This window comes from Bradyrhizobium neotropicale (genome assembly GCF_001641695.1).
Classification (GTDB): domain Bacteria; phylum Pseudomonadota; class Alphaproteobacteria; order Rhizobiales; family Xanthobacteraceae; genus Bradyrhizobium; species Bradyrhizobium neotropicale.
Genome location: NZ_LSEF01000073.1, coordinates 67796 through 83753, shown reverse-complemented (window position 1 = coordinate 83753; position 15958 = coordinate 67796). Strand labels below are relative to the sequence as shown.

The 15958-nt window shown below is 61.1% G+C and carries 23 protein-coding genes; 20 read left to right on the top strand and 3 right to left on the bottom strand.

What is annotated here, in order from left to right:
* Positions 1 to 11: 11 nt before the first annotated feature.
* A complete protein-coding gene (locus tag AXW67_RS24510; protein ID WP_063675745.1) occupies positions 12 to 293 on the bottom strand; it encodes a LexA family protein in 282 nt (93 codons plus the stop codon).
* Positions 294 to 331: 38 nt separating this feature from the next.
* Here AXW67_RS24510 and AXW67_RS24505 point away from each other — a divergent pair, with 38 nt between their 5' ends.
* From AXW67_RS24505 to AXW67_RS24420, 17 genes are all read left to right on the top strand, one after another.
* A complete protein-coding gene (locus tag AXW67_RS24505; protein ID WP_063675747.1) occupies positions 332 to 1462 on the top strand; it encodes an IS630 family transposase in 1131 nt (376 codons plus the stop codon).
* Positions 1434 to 1793, top strand: a complete 360-nt coding sequence (locus AXW67_RS24500) for an HK97 family phage prohead protease (RefSeq protein ID WP_245315701.1) — start codon at positions 1434 to 1436, stop codon at positions 1791 to 1793. Before AXW67_RS24505 ends, AXW67_RS24500 begins: the two co-directional genes overlap by 29 nt.
* A gap of 30 nt (positions 1794 to 1823) precedes the next feature.
* Positions 1824 to 2948, top strand: a complete 1125-nt coding sequence (locus AXW67_RS24495) for a phage major capsid protein (protein ID WP_063679928.1) — start codon at positions 1824 to 1826, stop codon at positions 2946 to 2948.
* An 11-nt stretch (positions 2949 to 2959) separates the two neighbouring features.
* Positions 2960 to 3541: a hypothetical protein gene (locus AXW67_RS24490; protein ID WP_063679927.1), complete on the top strand. Its 582-nt coding sequence runs from the start codon at positions 2960 to 2962 to the stop codon at positions 3539 to 3541.
* On the top strand, positions 3541 to 3876 hold the full coding sequence (locus tag AXW67_RS24485; RefSeq protein ID WP_063679926.1) for an HNH endonuclease signature motif containing protein: 336 nt from the start codon (positions 3541 to 3543) through the stop codon (positions 3874 to 3876). Before AXW67_RS24490 ends, AXW67_RS24485 begins: the two co-directional genes overlap by 1 nt.
* The gene (locus tag AXW67_RS24480; RefSeq protein WP_063679925.1) at positions 3866 to 4189 is read left to right on the top strand and encodes a hypothetical protein; all 324 of its coding nucleotides are present in this window, start codon (positions 3866 to 3868) and stop codon (positions 4187 to 4189) included. Before AXW67_RS24485 ends, AXW67_RS24480 begins: the two co-directional genes overlap by 11 nt.
* Before the next feature lie 2 nt (positions 4190 to 4191).
* Complete coding sequence (locus AXW67_RS24475) at positions 4192 to 4479, top strand: head-tail connector protein (RefSeq protein ID WP_063679924.1); 288 nt, start codon at positions 4192 to 4194, stop codon at positions 4477 to 4479.
* 1 nt (position 4480) lies between these two features.
* Entirely contained in the window at positions 4481 to 4903 is a 423-nt protein-coding gene (locus AXW67_RS24470; RefSeq protein ID WP_063679923.1) for a DUF3168 domain-containing protein, read from the top strand.
* Positions 4900 to 5220, top strand: coding sequence for a phage head closure protein (locus AXW67_RS24465; protein WP_063679922.1), 321 nt, complete (start codon positions 4900 to 4902; stop codon positions 5218 to 5220). Before AXW67_RS24470 ends, AXW67_RS24465 begins: the two co-directional genes overlap by 4 nt.
* Positions 5217 to 5504 carry an HNH endonuclease gene (locus AXW67_RS24460; protein ID WP_063679921.1) on the top strand — a complete coding sequence of 96 codons (288 nt, stop codon included), beginning with the start codon at positions 5217 to 5219 and terminating at the stop codon, positions 5502 to 5504. Before AXW67_RS24465 ends, AXW67_RS24460 begins: the two co-directional genes overlap by 4 nt.
* Positions 5501 to 5866, top strand: a complete 366-nt coding sequence (locus AXW67_RS24455; protein WP_063679920.1) for a phage terminase small subunit P27 family — start codon at positions 5501 to 5503, stop codon at positions 5864 to 5866. The genes AXW67_RS24460 and AXW67_RS24455 overlap by 4 nt, the downstream gene beginning before the upstream one ends.
* Complete coding sequence (locus AXW67_RS24450; RefSeq protein ID WP_063679919.1) at positions 5844 to 7484, top strand: terminase large subunit; 1641 nt, start codon at positions 5844 to 5846, stop codon at positions 7482 to 7484. Before AXW67_RS24455 ends, AXW67_RS24450 begins: the two co-directional genes overlap by 23 nt.
* Positions 7481 to 7834 carry a phage tail protein gene (locus AXW67_RS24445; RefSeq protein WP_082908028.1) on the top strand — a complete coding sequence of 118 codons (354 nt, stop codon included), beginning with the start codon at positions 7481 to 7483 and terminating at the stop codon, positions 7832 to 7834. The genes AXW67_RS24450 and AXW67_RS24445 overlap by 4 nt, the downstream gene beginning before the upstream one ends.
* Entirely contained in the window at positions 7831 to 8223 is a 393-nt protein-coding gene (locus AXW67_RS24440) for an HK97-gp10 family putative phage morphogenesis protein (protein ID WP_063679918.1), read from the top strand. Before AXW67_RS24445 ends, AXW67_RS24440 begins: the two co-directional genes overlap by 4 nt.
* Entirely contained in the window at positions 8220 to 8561 is a 342-nt protein-coding gene (locus AXW67_RS24435; RefSeq protein WP_063679917.1) for a GTA-gp10 family protein, read from the top strand. Before AXW67_RS24440 ends, AXW67_RS24435 begins: the two co-directional genes overlap by 4 nt.
* On the top strand, positions 8545 to 10770 hold the full coding sequence (locus AXW67_RS24430; RefSeq protein WP_063679916.1) for a phage tail tape measure protein: 2226 nt from the start codon (positions 8545 to 8547) through the stop codon (positions 10768 to 10770). The genes AXW67_RS24435 and AXW67_RS24430 overlap by 17 nt, the downstream gene beginning before the upstream one ends.
* Positions 10771 to 10910: 140 nt before the next feature.
* Positions 10911 to 11354, top strand: a complete 444-nt coding sequence (locus AXW67_RS24420) for a hypothetical protein (protein WP_145927842.1) — start codon at positions 10911 to 10913, stop codon at positions 11352 to 11354.
* A gap of 497 nt (positions 11355 to 11851) precedes the next feature.
* Here AXW67_RS24420 and AXW67_RS24410 read toward each other — a convergent pair whose 3' ends face one another.
* Complete coding sequence (locus AXW67_RS24410; RefSeq protein ID WP_145927841.1) at positions 11852 to 12460, bottom strand: hypothetical protein; 609 nt, start codon at positions 12458 to 12460, stop codon at positions 11852 to 11854.
* A gap of 184 nt (positions 12461 to 12644) precedes the next feature.
* On the opposite strand from AXW67_RS24410, the gene AXW67_RS24405 reads away from it, so the two are divergent.
* The 3 genes from AXW67_RS24405 to AXW67_RS24395 all read left to right on the top strand — a co-directional run bounded on the left by AXW67_RS24405 (position 12645) and on the right by AXW67_RS24395 (position 14110).
* Positions 12645 to 12872 (top strand): hypothetical protein, encoded by a 228-nt coding sequence (locus AXW67_RS24405; protein ID WP_063679911.1) that lies wholly within the window; start codon positions 12645 to 12647, stop codon positions 12870 to 12872.
* 163 nt (positions 12873 to 13035) lie between these two features.
* Positions 13036 to 13260, top strand: coding sequence for a hypothetical protein (locus tag AXW67_RS24400; RefSeq protein ID WP_145927840.1), 225 nt, complete (start codon positions 13036 to 13038; stop codon positions 13258 to 13260).
* 130 nt (positions 13261 to 13390) lie between these two features.
* Positions 13391 to 14110, top strand: coding sequence for a hypothetical protein (locus AXW67_RS24395; RefSeq protein WP_063679909.1), 720 nt, complete (start codon positions 13391 to 13393; stop codon positions 14108 to 14110).
* Here AXW67_RS24395 and AXW67_RS24390 read toward each other — a convergent pair.
* Positions 14094 to 15845 (bottom strand): site-specific integrase, encoded by a 1752-nt coding sequence (locus AXW67_RS24390; RefSeq protein ID WP_063679908.1) that lies wholly within the window; start codon positions 15843 to 15845, stop codon positions 14094 to 14096. The genes AXW67_RS24395 and AXW67_RS24390 overlap by 17 nt on opposite strands.
* Positions 15846 to 15958 lie beyond the last annotated feature (113 nt).

The window sequence follows — 15958 nt, the reverse complement described above, 5'->3', positions numbered from 1 at the left end:
CTAGTGGTTCATCACAGTGATTTTGACGTTTTGATACCGAGCCATCCGAGGATAGGCAACTTTTCGGGTGGCAAGAGGATCTCGATGCTTCGAGCGACGCCGGGCTGGCGACGAATGAACCCGTTGCGTTCGAGGGTGAGGATCATCTGGTGGACTGACGGCGGGCTGACGCGGAAATGCCGCTGGATGTCGGCCTCGGCGGGCGGCTGTCCGAACATGTACGAGTAGGTATGGATGAAAGCGAGATAGTGTCCCTGCTTCTCGGTGAAGTGCGCGCCTGATTTTTGACTCATAGCTGGATTCGTCCCGGCCTCCGACAAGGAGGCGAAGCATGAATGTACGTTATCGGGTCGAATTGAGCCAAGCCGAGCGGGACGAACTGACGGCAATGCTCGGCGGCGGCACGCATTCCGCCCGCAAACTCAAACGGGCTCAGATTGTGCTGGCGGCCGATTCAGGCAGCTGCGACGCGGAGATTGCCCGAACCGTCCGGGTCAGCCTTTCCACCGTCGGCCGGACCAAACGCCGTTTCGTAGAAGGCAATCTGGAGCGGGCCTTGAGTGAGGAGCCGCGTCCGGGCGCGGAACGCAAGCTGACAGGCAAGGAAGAGGCCCTGCTGGTGGCGACGGCATGCGCCAAGCCGCCCGCCGGCCGCAAACGCTGGACGCTGACATTGCTGGCCGACGCGATGGTCAAGCTCACCGATCACGCCAGCCTGTCGGGCGAGACCGTGCGCCGCCGGCTGGCCGACAACGACCTCAAGCCGTGGCGCCGGGATATGTGGTGCATTCCTCATGTCGACGGCGAATACGTCGCCCGGATGGAGGATGTGCTCGATCTCTACGCCGAGGCGCCGGATCCCGAGCGGCCCCTGGTTTGCTTCGACGAGACCCCAGTCCAGCTGATCGGCGAGGTACGCCAGCCGATCCCTGCCCAACCGGGACAGCGCGAGCGCTACGATTACGAATATCGCCGCAACGGTACCGTCAATCTCTTCGTCACCTTCGATCCGCATCGCGGCTGGCGCAATGTCAAGGTTACAGACCACCGCGCCGCGGTCGACTACGCGCACTGCATGCGCGAACTCGTCGACGTCCACTATCCCAATGCCGCCTGCATCCGTGTGGTGCAGGACAATCTGTCGATTCATACGGCCGGCGCGCTATATCAGGCATTTGCGCCTGCCGAGGCCCGTCGCATCCTGCGCCGCCTCGAGTTCCACTACACCCCGAAACACGCCAGCTGGCTCAATATGGTCGAGTGCGAGATCAGCGTGCTGCAGCGCCAGTGTCTCGGCCGTCGCATCGACGATCCCAAAAGGCTTCGAAAAGAAATCGCAGCATGGCAACGGCAGCGAAACAAGGCGCGAGACCGCATCAAATGGATGTTCACAACCGACAAAGCCCGCGCCAAACTCGGTCGCGCCTATCCAGTTGCCGCCAAAGAGTCAAAACCACTGTGATGAACCACTAGTCGGCACCTGGACAGAAACCGCCGAGACAACCGAAGGCCTTGTCGTCAAAGGCAAGCTTCACATGGACAAGCCGCGTGCTCGTTCGGTTCTCGCAATGGTCAAGAGCAAGCTGGTCGACGGATTGTCGATTGGCTTCCGCACCAAGGCGTCAACCACGCAAGGCCGTAACCGCGTCATCAGTGCGCTCGACCTCGCTGAGATCAGCGTGGTGCGCAATCCCGCCCATCCCCGCGCTCGCATCACCAGCGCGAAGAACTACGACGCCGCGCTTGCGGTGGCAGCAATAATTCGACGCTTCGCTGCGGCGTCATCCAACTGAACCAACCCTAGAAAGGTGAACGTCACTACCATGAAGCATGTTTCTCCCCTCGAACTGAAAGACACCGGCGGCGATACCGACCCGGCGGCGATCGTGACCAAGGCCCTCGGCGAGTTTCAAGGCTCGTTCGAAGATCGAATCAAGGCAATCGAGACCAAATCGGCCGAACGCCTCGATCGCCTGGAGGCAAAGCTGAACCGCCAGGGCCACGGCGCGGTGTCCGACGACGGCGAGACGAAGTCGTTCGGAAACTTCCTTCGCAACGGACCCGACGCCCTGAGCGAACTCGAAAAAAAGACGCTTGCCGTCGCCGCCAACGGCGCGCTCACGCCGCCGGAATTCGGTCGCGAAGTCCTCAAGCTTCTGCGCCTGTTCTCGCCGATCCGCCAGTATGCGCGTGTCGTGACGGTCGGCGCGGCACAGATCCAGTATCCGAGCCGCACCGGCAGCACCGCCGCGACCTGGGTGGCTGACACCGCCGACCGCACCGAGAGCGAGCCGTCTTACGCTGGCGTGACCATCACGCCTTACGAGGCGGCGACCTACACGGACGTCTCCAACCAGCTCCTGGAGGACAACGCCTACAACCTCGAAGGCGAACTTGCCTCCGACACGGCGGAGTCGTTCGCGATCGCAGAGGGCACCGCGTTCGTGAAGGGCAACGGCACCACTCAGCCGGCCGGCCTCATGACCGCCAGCGGCATTTCCCAGGTCATCACCGGCGCCGCTGGTGGTTTCCCGAGCTCGACGCCGGCTGACGTGCTGATCGGGATGTTTCACGCCATCCCAACCCTCTGGGCGCAGCGTGGCGTGTGGCTGATGAATCGCAACACGATCTCGGCAATCCGCCAGTTCAAGGACGGCATGGGCCGTTATCTTCTGATCGACGATCTCAATAACGGCGCCGCGCCGACGCTGCTCGGCCGTCCGATCATCGAGGCCGTCGACATGGACGATATCGGGGCGAACAAGTTCCCCATCCTGTTCGGCGACCTGTCCGGTTATCGGATCGTCGATCGCGTCTCGTTCCAGGTGCTGCGCGATCCCTACAGCATGGCGACCAAGGGCCAGACCCGTTTCCACTCGCGCAAGCGCGTGGGCGGCTCGATCACGAACCCCGACCGGTTCGTGAAGCTCAAGGTCTCGGCGACCTAAGGGACACAGCTATGCGGCTCGCAGCGAATACTTTTGCCCTCCAGCTCGGCGACAAGTCTTTCGACTTGAAGCCGTCGCTGCGAGCCGCATTTATCCTATACGAGCGTTACGACGGCTTCCACAACCTCTCGCGCTACCTCGCAGAAGGGAGCGTTACGACCGCCGTCGATCTCATCAACGCGACCATCGTGGATCAGAAGGCCTGGGCGGCTTACGCGCTCGCTGGCAATGCCGTGGTTCGCGACCTCCTGGGCGCAAAAGACCAGCTTCAAGACTTCGTCGTCATCCTGTGCGGCGCCAACGCCAGCAGCACCGATGGACCGCAGACGGGCAAACCTGTCCCGTTCGATGATTACTTCACCCAGCTCTTCCAGATCGGCACCGGCTGGCTTGGTTGGGCTCCCGAGGACGTTTGGGACGCAACGATCTCGGAGATCGTCAACGCCCAGAAGGGCCGCATGGAAATGCTCAAGGCGATCTTCGGCGGCGGCAAAGAGGAGCAGACCGCAGACGTAGCGGACAAGTCGTTCGCCGACATGAAGGCTGACCTCAACGCCATCGGCGACATGACCAACCATGTGAGGCCGCGCTGATGGCCTGGAAACCTCGCCGCGTATGTCGCTGCGGCAAGATCATCGCTGCAACCGACCTCTGTGAATGCCAGATCAAACGCAAGGCCGAGAACGATCGGCGCCGGCCCAATGCGAACGATCGTGGCTATGACAGCCGATGGAAGCTGGCACGCCGCGCCTTCCTCGACAAACACCCGGATTGCGCCATGTGCGGCAAGCCTGCCGTCGTGGTCGATCACAAGACGCCCCATCGCGGCGACAGGGCCAAGTTCTGGGACAAGGGCAACTGGCAGCCCCTTTGTGCCCATCACCACAACAGCACCAAGCAATCACAAGAGCGCCGAGATGACCGCTAAGCCCAACCCCAAACGTTCAAGCAAGACGCTCGCAGACTCGCTGCCTGCGCTGCTCGACTACCAGCGCGACATGCATGCTGCACACCGCAAGATGACACGTTCGGTGCGCCAGTGTCTGCGCCAGATGGAGGAGCAGATGGCTGAGCTACGTCATGGCCTCGACCAGCACTTGGCAGCGCAGCGCGACGAAGCCGAGCGCGCCATCGTGGCCTCACAACGACATACCCCGGGGGTGGGTCAACCCCACCCAAAAAGCGCCGACGACCGGCACATTCCCTCCGCGCAAGAGACGCCCAAATTGGAGATTTTCTGACCATGGCCGCAGTCACTTTGGCCGACCTCAAGGCGCACCTGAACCTCACCACCGACCAGGATGACCAGCTCCTCACGGGCAAACTTGAGGCCGCGAGGGCATGGGTTGGCGCCTATACCGCGTCAGATCCCAGCCTGGACACCACTCCGGCGGCGATCAATGAGGCGATCCTGCAATTGGCCGCGCACCTCTATGAGAACCGCGAGGCCAGCCTTGTGGGCGTCACCGCGTCAGCATTGCCGTTCGGTTTCCTCGATCTGTTGGCCCCTTACCGCGCGTTCTCGTTCTAAAATGACCACTTCAGACCCGTCTCTCGCCCTTCAGAAGGCCATCCGCGAGCGCCTGATCGCCAGCCCGGAGCTGATGACCCTGGTCCAGGCTGACCATGTGGTGGACGCCACCGGCCGCCCCGAGATCATGCCGGCCGTCTACATCGGCGAGAGCCAGACCATCCTCCGGCGCTGGGACGCGACCACACACGCCACCTTGCACGTATGGTTTCAGGAGCCCGGCCTAGTCCAATGTAAGGAGGCCGTCTCGGCTATCGTGGCGGCGCTGCGGATCGACGCCCAGGCCGATGGCGTGCTGCCGATCGACGGCTTCACCGTCCATGACATGCAGGCCACCCAAACGCGCTACCTCCGCGATCCGCACGGCTCCTACAGCCACGGCATTGTCACGGTCGCGGCGATCGTGAAAGCGAGGGCGGCATGAGGGCCGGCAACCTCGACCGCGTTATCCAGATCCAGGCCATCGCCATGACCGCGCCGGACCTCTATGGCGCGGCCGCTCCGACCTGGACGACCATCGCCACCATGCGCGCCCAGCTCTTGCAGCACGCCACCGACGACAAGGAAGGCGCTCGCGGCCACACCACCGACATTGTGCGGACCTTCCGCATCCGCTGGCTCGATGGCGTCAGTCTCGAGAACCGCGTCACCTATGACGGCCGGCAATACCAGATCGTCAGCATCAAAGAGCTTGGCCGGCGGCGCGGCCTGGACCTCACGGTGGAGAAGGTTGGCCCATGATCACCGCTGAACGCCTCCGGCAACTGCTCACGTATGACCCCGCCACCGGCATCTTCCGTTGGAAGGCCAACACCAATTCCCGCCGCGCAAAGACAGGTGACATTGCTGGCAATATCAACAGCGTTGGTCACCGCCGGATCTGTATCGATGGGCGATTTTATCAGGCTTCGCGCCTTTGCTGGCTCTACATGACCGGCTCGTGGCCCACGGGATTTCGCGTGCGTCGCATCAACGGCATTCTCGACGACAACCGGTGGACCAATCTAGCATTGAGGCCCGCGTGAAGGGCCGCAAACCAGAGCTACAGGCCGACGCCAACGCGCTCGACGCCTCGACCCGGCCGCCGACGTGGTTGAGCAAGCACGCAAAAGCCGAATGGCGCCGCGTCATGCCGGAGCTTGCCAAGCGCCGCATCCTCACGCTGGCCGATCTCGGCTGCCTGGAAAGCTACTGCCTCGCGATCGGCCGCATCCGCGAGCTTGAGCTACTGCTACGCGCCGGCATCGATCACAAGTTGGTCCGCATGCAGGATAAGGCCATGGTGACGGCGCGTCAGCTCGCGGCCGAGCTTGGCCTGACGCCGACCTCGCGCTCGCGGCCATCCATCCGGGAAGACGACAGCGATGCTGACTCCCTCCTGGATTGATGACGAGTCCGAGATCCCGGACCCCTTCGGGTATGGTGCTCAAGCGGTCGAATGGGTTCGGAGGCTGAAGCATCCGAAAAACCGCGCGCTCGGAAATCCGTTCCAGTTGGACCCGTGGCAAGAGCGCATCCTTCTCAAGGTCTACGGCCCGCGCCACCTTGAGGACGTTTACGACGACGGCATTCTGGTCGCGCGCAAGGGCTCGCGCATTGTCCGCCGCGTCATCCTTCTCTTGCCCAGGGGCGGTCGTAAAACGTCTCTGGCGGCAGCGATCAATCTCTTGCACCTGATCGGACCGGAGCGCGAGCCCGGAAGCCTCATTGTCTCGGCAGCATCAGCGCATGAGCAGGCGCTGGAGTTGTTCCAAGAGACCGCTCTGATCATCGAACACGATCGGCGCCTGTCCAAGCACATGCGGATCCTGCGCGGCAACAATCACACGATGACGTTCGGCCGGGACAACATCCGCTACAAGGCCGTCGCGTCGGACGGCAAGGTGCAGCACGGCAAGACGCCCAAGGTCGTCATTGCCGATGAATTGCACGCCTGGGAAGGCCGCGCTGGCCGATCGCAGTGGGAGGCTCTGGACTCCGCCCTGGTCAAGATCCCCGAAACGCTCATGGTCGTCGCGACGACTGCCGGTCGCGGCGAGGACAATCTGGCATTCGAGATCGTTCAGCACGCAATCAAGGTGCAGAAGGGCGAGATCGAAGATCCCGCGACGCTGCCCGTCATCTTCATGATGGAGGAAGGCGACGACTGGAAGAGCGAGGCCGTTTGGAAGGCCCTGAACCCCGGCATGCGCTACGGCTATCCCAACCTTGGCGCCTATCGCGACAAGGTAAAGAAGGCGATCGACTCTCCGTCCGAACGACAGAGCTTCCTCCAGCTCAACTTGAACCTCTGGCAGGCGAAAACGACGTCGTCGTTTGTCGACCTCACCATTTATGACCTGGGCGGCGATCCGATCGACTACGAGGCCTTGCACGGCCAGCCGTGCTGGATTGGTGTCGACATGTCCAAGACCACCGACCTCTCGGCCGTGGTTGCGTGTTTCAAAGATGACGACACCTACACGGTGTTGCCGCACTTCTTTTGTCCCGAGGCTGACATTGTCCGGCGCGGCGACGTTGACGGCGTGAACTATGAGCAGTGGCGGCGCGATGGCTTCCTGACAGCCACGCCGGGCAACGTGATCGATGAATCTGCAATCGCGGACTACATTCGCGGTCTCGCCGAACGGTTTGAGGTTCGCGAAGTCGGTTTTGACGTGGCTTATGCGCGCGCCGTCATGACCCCTCTGATCGACGAAGGGTTTCCGGTCGTCACCATCCGCCAAGGTTGGGTGACACAATCGCCGGCACTCAACACGCTTGAGGCCGCGATCATCAGCGGCAACTTCCGCCACGGCGCACATCCGGTGTTGCGTTGGTGCATGCAGAACGTGGCTATCCATACCGACAGCGCCGGCAATCGCGTGATGCACAAGGGCAAGAGCACGGACAGGATCGACGGGGCCGTGGCGACCTGGATGGCCTGCTCGCGTGCTGCGGCCGGCGACACCGGCCCCTCGCTTTGGGATGACCCCAGACTAACCGCCGGAGACTTTGTGACGTGAGCCAAGACGATCTCGACACCTTCGCCCCGCCGGTCCCTCAGTCGCCCGGCACCAAGATGACGCCCGAGGTCAAAACCTTAGAGGCGCCGTTCGGTGACGGCTACACCCAGGGATCTCCGGACGGTATCAACAATATTCGACAGGTCGCGGCGCTGAACTGGGCCGCGCTGCTCGACGCTGACGCTGACACGATCATGAACTTCTTCGTCGCGCACAAGGGCACGATCCCGTTCTATTACGCGCTGCGCGACGGGGTGACGCGCAAGTGGACCTGCAAGGAGTTCTCAAGGGTCTCGGACACCCCGAACACGATCACGGCGACGTTTCGGGAATACTTTGGTGCCACATGAGTGACGACCTCGACGACTACCTGCAATCGCTACCCGACAAGCTCACTGAGCGCCTTAGCGACGTGCTGCGCGAACAGGCCTTCCGCCTTTCGGACGCGCAACGCGATGCATTGCGGGCGCTTGAAGAGTCACCGGAGACGGGCGCCTTGGAAGCGTCCTGCACCGTGGCTCCCGGCGCTAATGAACTCGAATACATCGTTCAGGCCGGCGGCGACATGACGACCAAGGAAGTCCGCGATGGGTCCGGTGTCCCCTATGACTACAGCGAGGCATTTGAATACGGCACCTCGCGGCAAGCGGCGCGGCCGTTTTTCTGGCCGACCTACCGCGCGCTCAAACCCGAGATCCAAGAAGCAATCAATGATGCAGTTAGTGAGGTTTTGAAATGAGTGAAGTTGACCCGTGCGCCCGAACGATCACCTGGGGCGAACAAACCTATGGCTTGAACCTAAACTATCCCTGGGTTCGCCGTGTGCTGAGCTATCGCGGCATCAACGGGAAGCCGCCGGCATCGCTCCTGCTTGGGTTTGAGACTGGCGCCTATTCGATCGACGATATCGAGCGCATTCTAGAGTTGGGCCTGATCGGCTCTGGCATGTCCGAACGCGACGCCGACAAGCTTTTGGATCAGCACGTTCGGGGCGCCCCCGTCGCGGCCAATGCTGCCGTTGCGGCAGATGTCCTCATGGCCCTTTACGTAGGAAAGCCCGATGACGCCCGCGCTTAATATCCCGATCAAAGTCACCGGGCTCGATACCTTCAAGAGCCAGATGAATGAAACTTCCGTGCTCGCTGCGAACGCGGCGCGCGCGGTTACCGCCACGACCATCAAAATGTCAGCCGGTTTCCTCGCCTCGCAGGGCGCGGCCGGCGCTGCAACGCTCGCCTTTGGGCGGCTGCTCACGGTCATCCGGCCGATCGCCCTCGGCGTCACCGCAGTTGTCGACACATTCGCATTTCTAAAGAAGAGCGTTGAGCTTGCGGGCCAGCAAATCGAAGCGTTCAACGCCATCGCCTCTAAAGCTGGATCGGCCGGCGTCTCGACCGATTTCTTTCAGCGTTTCACCAAGAGCGCGCCAAATGCGGCGCTTTCGATCGATCATGTGACCGAGGCGCTACAGAACTTCAACAAGGCGTCGACCGAACAGCTTGGCGGAAGCGATCTCCAGCAACGGATTGACGCCCTTGTGAAGGCTGGGAACTTCGCGGGCAATGGCGGCGTCGGACAGTTTGCCGGAGCTTCAACCACGGAAACGAGGTTGCGCGCGATCGTGTCGCTGATTGATCAGGCGATGCAGAAAGGCGAGCGCCTCGCAGCTCTGGATATCGCCAGCAAGGCATTCGGCGAGCCGGTCGCGGCGGCGTTGCGCGCCGATAATGGTTACCTGGATCAGATGCTGCAAAAGGCCGACGCCATGAACAAGGCGGAGATTGTCAGCCAAGACGATATCGGCCGGGCGATCCAGCTCCGCGACCGCATGGACGAGGCGCAAAAGATTCTCGCCGACAAATGGAAGCCCATTCAGCAAGACATGGCCCAGCTCGGTATCAACTTCAAGGGCAACTGGACCAGCGTTGTCGAGGTGTTTGCCGAGCTCGTCGGGCTGGCGGACAAGCTCTACGGGTTGCTCAAGCAGATCCCCGATGGCTTCGCGGCCATGGGTAGCTCGTCGATTTGGACCCGCATGACCGAGATGACCGGCGCGCTGGGCCTGAATTCGGACCCGGCTTCGCTCGGCATCGAGACGGGCATCGACGCACAGCGCCTGGACGGCACGAACAGGCTGCGGGCGGCCATGATGAACCCGGCCAACGTGCAGCGCGCCATGCAGGAGGCGAGCAACGTCCAGTCGGGTGTTCGCCGCGACACGTCGAAAGCCCCAGGCGCGCCCACGGCCAACCAGGACGACAAGGTCGATTCCGCGATCAACTCTCTACGCCGGCACACTCAGCAAATGGAAGCCGACACCAAGGCGGTAGGCCTGGGTGAAGCGGCACTGGCTCGCTTTCGGGCGGAGGCCCAGGAAACCGCCGCCGTGCAGGCGAACGGCGGCAAAGAGACCGCCGACCAAGCGGCCAAGTTTAGGGAGCTACAGAACCGCGCTAGCGAGGCGGCGGACGCGCTGGCGAAGGCAAAGGTTCAATCCCAGATCGATTTCGGCCGGCAGACCGCGCTCATGTCGCCGGAAGACGTGCAGATCGCGCAAGAGCTTCGTGGCGTCTATGGAAACGACGTTCCCCGCGCCCTCGCTTCCACTGAGGCGGCGGCAATCCGGGTGAACAACGCCTTGAAGGGGGTGGGGGACGCGTTCAGCAACTCGCTGAACGGCCCGCTGACCGATTTCGAGATGGGCACCAAGAGCGCGACACAATCACTGCAATCCTTCGTCTCAAGCTTCGCCCGCTCGCTGTTGCAGATGGCGAATCAAGCGCTGATCGTGAAGCCACTGCTCTCCGGATTCGGAAGCCTGTTCGGCCTGGGCTCTGGATCTGCGCCCGTCATGTCATCCGGCCTTGGCGCCGGCACTGGCGGCTTGAGCTTCCCGATGTTCAGCGATGGGGGCGAGGTTACTGGCCCAGGCGGTCCCCGCGATGACCGGGTTTTGGCCCGCTTGTCGCCGGGCGAGTATGTGATCAACGCGGAGTCGACCAGGAAACACCGCGCCGTCCTTGAGGCGATCAATCGCGGCGTGCCCCGGTTCGCCGATGGCGGACTGGTCGGCGGCGGCTCGCCGGCCGCGCCCATGATCGCCAGCCATCAGAGCGTCATCGCGCCGTCGATCTCCGTCTCGGTGCAGGGCAACCCCGGCATGTCGGAGCAGGATCACGCGCGCATGGGCGAGAACATCGCCCAGGCAGCGCAGCATCACATCAGGACCATGATCGCCGATGAACTCAGGACCGCGACACGGCCGGGCGGCTGGATGCGGCGATAAACAGCGCGAGATCCTGTAGCTCGCCGCTATATAGCCCCTGAAAAACGAAAACCCCCGCCTGCGAAGCGAGGGTTTTCAAAAGGAGTGTCCAGTAAGGGGTCATTACTGACTGGACGGTCCAGACCGAAGGTTCCAAGCTCATGTCTGAACAATCTGATTATAGCACTCCCGCTCAGGTTCTCGCGCTCAATTTCAAAGAAAATTTAGCTGCGCCGTCGCTACCCAACTATGCCGAGATGATCCGCAACAACGCTGCGGAGAAGAAACGGCGCCGCGCCCGCAACCGGCAGCGCATGCATCGCGCGCGTCCCAGGGAAACGAGTATCGCGAAGCTCGCGAGCACACTGCGGAAGGCGACGGCCAAGCCGCGCGGTGACAAACAGCTCGAGCAATTGCGCGGACGCGAGAGCGAGCTTGCGGGCTTCCGTTATCTGTCACGGATCTTGATCGGCCATTACGGCGCGATGTCCGACGCCGATCTCGCGAGACACCTGGGGGATGGGTTCACCCGAAAGAAGGCTTGGCAGTTCCGCCAAATCGCCGCCTCCCTTGAGGCTGATGGCGGACCTTGGCACAACCTGTAGCGCGCTATATTCGCTGTCACGCTGCTAAAAAAGAGGCGTGTTATCAATGGCTTGTGGAGGCAGGGTGGAACAGATTTTGGGGCAGGGTGGAACAGATTCAAACCGTTCTGATCCACCCTGTTTTCAAAAACCCTACAAAACAAGGGGTTTTTGAAGAGCCGGCCTGTCACGCTTCCTAGAAGTAGCTAGTAGTTTGGTGGTTTAGGAAAGCGAGGGCGTTAGCCCTCTAGGAAGCGTGACAGCGAAACTCGCGGTCTCCCTCGCTCCGCTCGGTCGCTTCGCTCCAAGAGGCGCCTTCGGCGCCGGCCGCCTTCGGCGGCTCGCTCTTGAACCATCTCCGGAGATGGATGCTTCCGGCTATGAAGAGGACTTCCCGGTGATGGAAGCCCTCCGGCCTGACTGAGACCCTTCCGGCCATGCTCGCCGCCTCCGGCGGCTCACCATCGGCCATCGGCCTGACCGAGGCGTTCCGACCCAGGGCTATGCTGTTCGTGATCTCAATACCAATTCGCTTCCGAGCCCGAGTCGATCTCGTGCATGTGATGCATCGATTCCTTTAGCAGGCGATCCATATCATCTTCGGGATGGCGCATGGCGAGCCCAACTTTTTCGGCAGCCATATCGCAAAGGTGGCGCGCCCGAAGAGAAAGGAGCGCAAGGAAGCTAAGTATCTTTTGGTCGAGTTCGTAGTTCTCGACAAAGTCGCTAGCGTCGGCAACGTAACGTTCGGCTCTAGTCTTAGTTACCTCTAGCTTGATCGCTCGCTCCGTAATACGGGGGCCCAGGCGCGCAGCGGCGGAGTGGATTGCTGACGGGAAGTCGATGCCATGGACAGTTTCGTCAGCGCCTGCATGCCCGTCACTCGATATGTAAAGGGATAGATCTATCTTCTTCTTATCGCAGTCGAGAGCAAATTTTAGGAGTAGTGGCACCAACTCCGCAGCGGCGGCTCGCTCATCGTCCTCCGTCTTCTTTTGGAATTGCTTTCGAGTCTCGGCCGTTCCCCAACGGGCAGATAAGAATGAAGCAAGAATGGTGACAGCAAATCCCACAATCTGCGGGAGGGGTATGCTCCAAACTGTCGCAGCGGTTACCGGTTCTGTCATCAAGAACTCGTTGTAAGCGGGCGTTGACCGCAAAATAAATATCAGTCCATCAACCAATTGATACGATTCACTCGGTTGTGTCAGCAATAACTTACTTTTCGTTTTTGACGAATTTCGATGTCTTGCCGGCGACTCACAAATCGCGCATCTGGATTCCCGTGCATCACCAACACGGGGCTGACCAATGACGATCTCCGACTGCCGCTACTTTAAACTCGTGGAGACCCTGACTGACATGCAGGCGGGCACCGACCGCTATGTCGTGATGGGTCGCGCCTTCGTCGAGCACCGCGTCCAGGTCGCGTTGTGCGCGGCCGACATCTACCCGGCATCAAGCGCCGATCGCGATCCAGCCCATCCGTCGGAGATTGACCAGGGGCTCGCCGGCCTGGGCAGCATGCGCCTGCACTGAGGCGCTGTAACTTTTCGTGACCGGCGATCGGAGGCTCGATCGCTATAGCGCAAATCATCGCGCCGCAGCGCGCCGCGCCGCAAGGCCACGCTCCGCAGCACGACGCAACGCAACGCCCCTCTCGGTTGTCTCCGCCGGGAGGGGTTTCGTTTCCCCGGGAGACATGGAGACGACCAGAATGTCCTTTGAACCAACCAAAACCGACCACGCCTCGCTCGACCAATTTTTGGAGACCGTGCTGGATGCATACAAGGCCGGCCGCGCCGATCGGAATTCATGTGTCGGCGCTATTGCCCACGTCATGACGGCGGCGGCAATCGACAACGAAACGGAGTTCAAGAACTATATCCGGCTGACGGAAGAGAAGATCTTCGACTTCGGAGAGTAAGGCCCTCCAACCGGACCACCATCTAACTCAAAGGGCGCGGATCACACCGCGCCCTTCTGCGTTGCGGGCCAGTGCTCTTGCCCGGGAGCTTTCCTCTCGTTTAGATTGCGCGAGGAAGCCGGGAGGGGGCATGAATTACTGCGTTGACAATCGCGTCGTGCTGAGCACCGAGCGCGAGCACAAAAATCTTTATGAATGGTCGATCAAAGAATTCGACGCCAAGGGCAGGCAGATCGGGCGCGATCAGGTCCCTTGGGGATACAGCTTGTATTTTGAAGTCGTCGAATTGATCCCATCATGCAATCTCCGCATGAGCACAGATGACCGGGATGGGAGCGGCACCAAAGCCGAAGTTTCCGAGCACATTTTCGGCCGGTTGCGCCCCTCGATTGAAGCGAGACAGTCCGGCACCTACTCTATGTTCGGCACACAGCGTAGGATAACCGATTTTGGGCTGTTTATTTACAAGTCGGCCAATGACCAGGATGAGTGTCGCCTGTGGGGTTCGATCGGCTACGAAACTGAATGGGATTTTGAAAGTCAGAAGCAGGAAGATTCAATCCAAGCTTACATCCACTTATCGCCTCCGAAGTTTGAGCACCTAATGGGCTTCGTGAAATTTCCCAGGCCGACGAGCGCAGGCTTGCGCTTGACCGGAGTTTCTGGGTTCTACTCGGAATGGTCTCCCTCCATCCGGACGGACCACATCAAAATTTTGGCCAATGCAGCAGACCAACAATTGGAGGATCCTCAACGGCTAGGGTTCAATCCACCCGTCTTGGGTCGCGTGCGGGAGTTTGATCTGAGCTTCCAACAGAAGTATCCGCTTATGGTCAAAGAGAGAGACTAGGGTATTCTATCGCCTCGATCATCGTCACGCGATCCCGCAGCGGACCTTCCGGCAGCACGCCATACTTCTGTGTTGTGGTGCTTTTGGTATGCCCCAAGAGCGGGCCGAAAGTCTCGTCGAGATAACCGGCAGCGCGGAAGGCGTCGGCGACGTTGTGGCGGAACGAATGGAAGTTGTTCGATCGGTCTGCCTTCACACCGATGGTCCGGAAGTAGTCATTGAAGAATGTCGAGGGCTTGCCGCTGATATAGCCTCGCGCGTCGGCCTTGATCTCCGGAAAGAGCCTGTCCCCGAACGCCTTCATGCGAGCGTGGAATTTGAGGAAGCCCAGCTCGATCAGCCGTGAATGCACCGGCACCACGCGCATCGATCCTTCCGTCTTGGTCGACTTCCCTCCGGCGCCCTCCTCGGTGATGTGAAGGATCCACGTCGAATGCAGTTGGCGAACGTCGGCAACCATCAACTGACAAATCTCACCGAGCCGTGCGCCCGAGTAGATCGCGATTAGCGGGATCCAGTAGCGCCAGTCCCGAACCTCGACGTCGCCGGCCTGATGCTCCAGCTTGTCGCCACCACATCGATGGAAGAGCGCCGAACGGAAGATCGTTTGCAGTTGCGTCTCCGTGTATGGCAGCACCGTCTTTTTCTTGCGGTCGACCTCCAGATACATGCCGACCATGACGTCCTCGCGGATGAAGTCATTGGCGAGCAACCAGTTACAGAAGCCGCCCAGAGCGGCCAGATAGCGGTTGATCGTCTTGTGCTGGATTACCGGCTTTCCGACGACCTTGTTACGCTGGATCACGTCCAGGAACGACAGCCCACGAAACTCGCGCGCCTCGATCGCCTTCACCGGCCATTCGAACAGCTTGTCCTTCCACTCCCGGACGTTCTTTCGGTTGAAGGCGGATATGTGCGCCTTGCCCCCAACGAAGTCGTCAAAGAGCGCCACGACCTTGCGATTGGACTGCCACGTGTCCGCCGACACCCGGCCCGGCTTCTCCCGCGCGTAGCGGTCGAACAGCTCCAGGATCTGCTCACCTTTGGGCGGATCGAACACGGTGGGCTGTTGCACCATCTTGTCTTTCGGCGCGCCGGAGAAGTCGCCCTGGTCGCGCTCGACGGTGCGCCCCAGGCCTTCCAGCTCTGCACGCTGGAGCCCATGGGCGAGCTTGCGATATTCTGGCGTTCCTGGATCCACGCCCAGCCGGCGAGCCTCGATGACCTGCTCGACCACGTCGGCGATCAGCTTGGTCTCGCCGCGCGCGGCCTCTGCCTTCATCTGCGCGAGGCGGGCGGCACGCTCACGCTGGTTGTTGTCGAACCGGTCGCGCAGCTCTTCATAGATGCGGTAGGCCGATATGCTCTGCTCGCCGAACTCGACCTCCAGGTATTTCCAGATCGCGTCCAGGTCGTCATTGGTGGGCAGGGACTGCCGGAACTTCTCATCGGTCGTGATCAGCTCCAGGTAGCGGCGCCAGATCGCGTCTTGCAGCTCCGCCTCGGTCAACTGCTTCGGCCGGCGCAGCTCCGCAAACATGCGCTCCCATTCGTCCAGGATCGGCCTGGACAACTGCCTAGCCTCACGCGCGTCTGACGTGTTCAGGCTCTTCCAAAGCTCTTTGCGGGGCTTCCCAGGCTTGCCCATGCGCACCTGGAGATCGCGCGGCACCGCCAACCGGACGTAATAATTTCGGCTTCCAGGGCGACGGACGACGTTGGTCGAAACGCTCATGTGAGAATCTCCGGGGCGGCCGAGTCGTAACACCCCGTCGTATCACATGCGCTCGTTTTAGACAGCAAAAACAAAAAGCTATGGAGCGTCAGATATTTAGGAAGATCAGAATT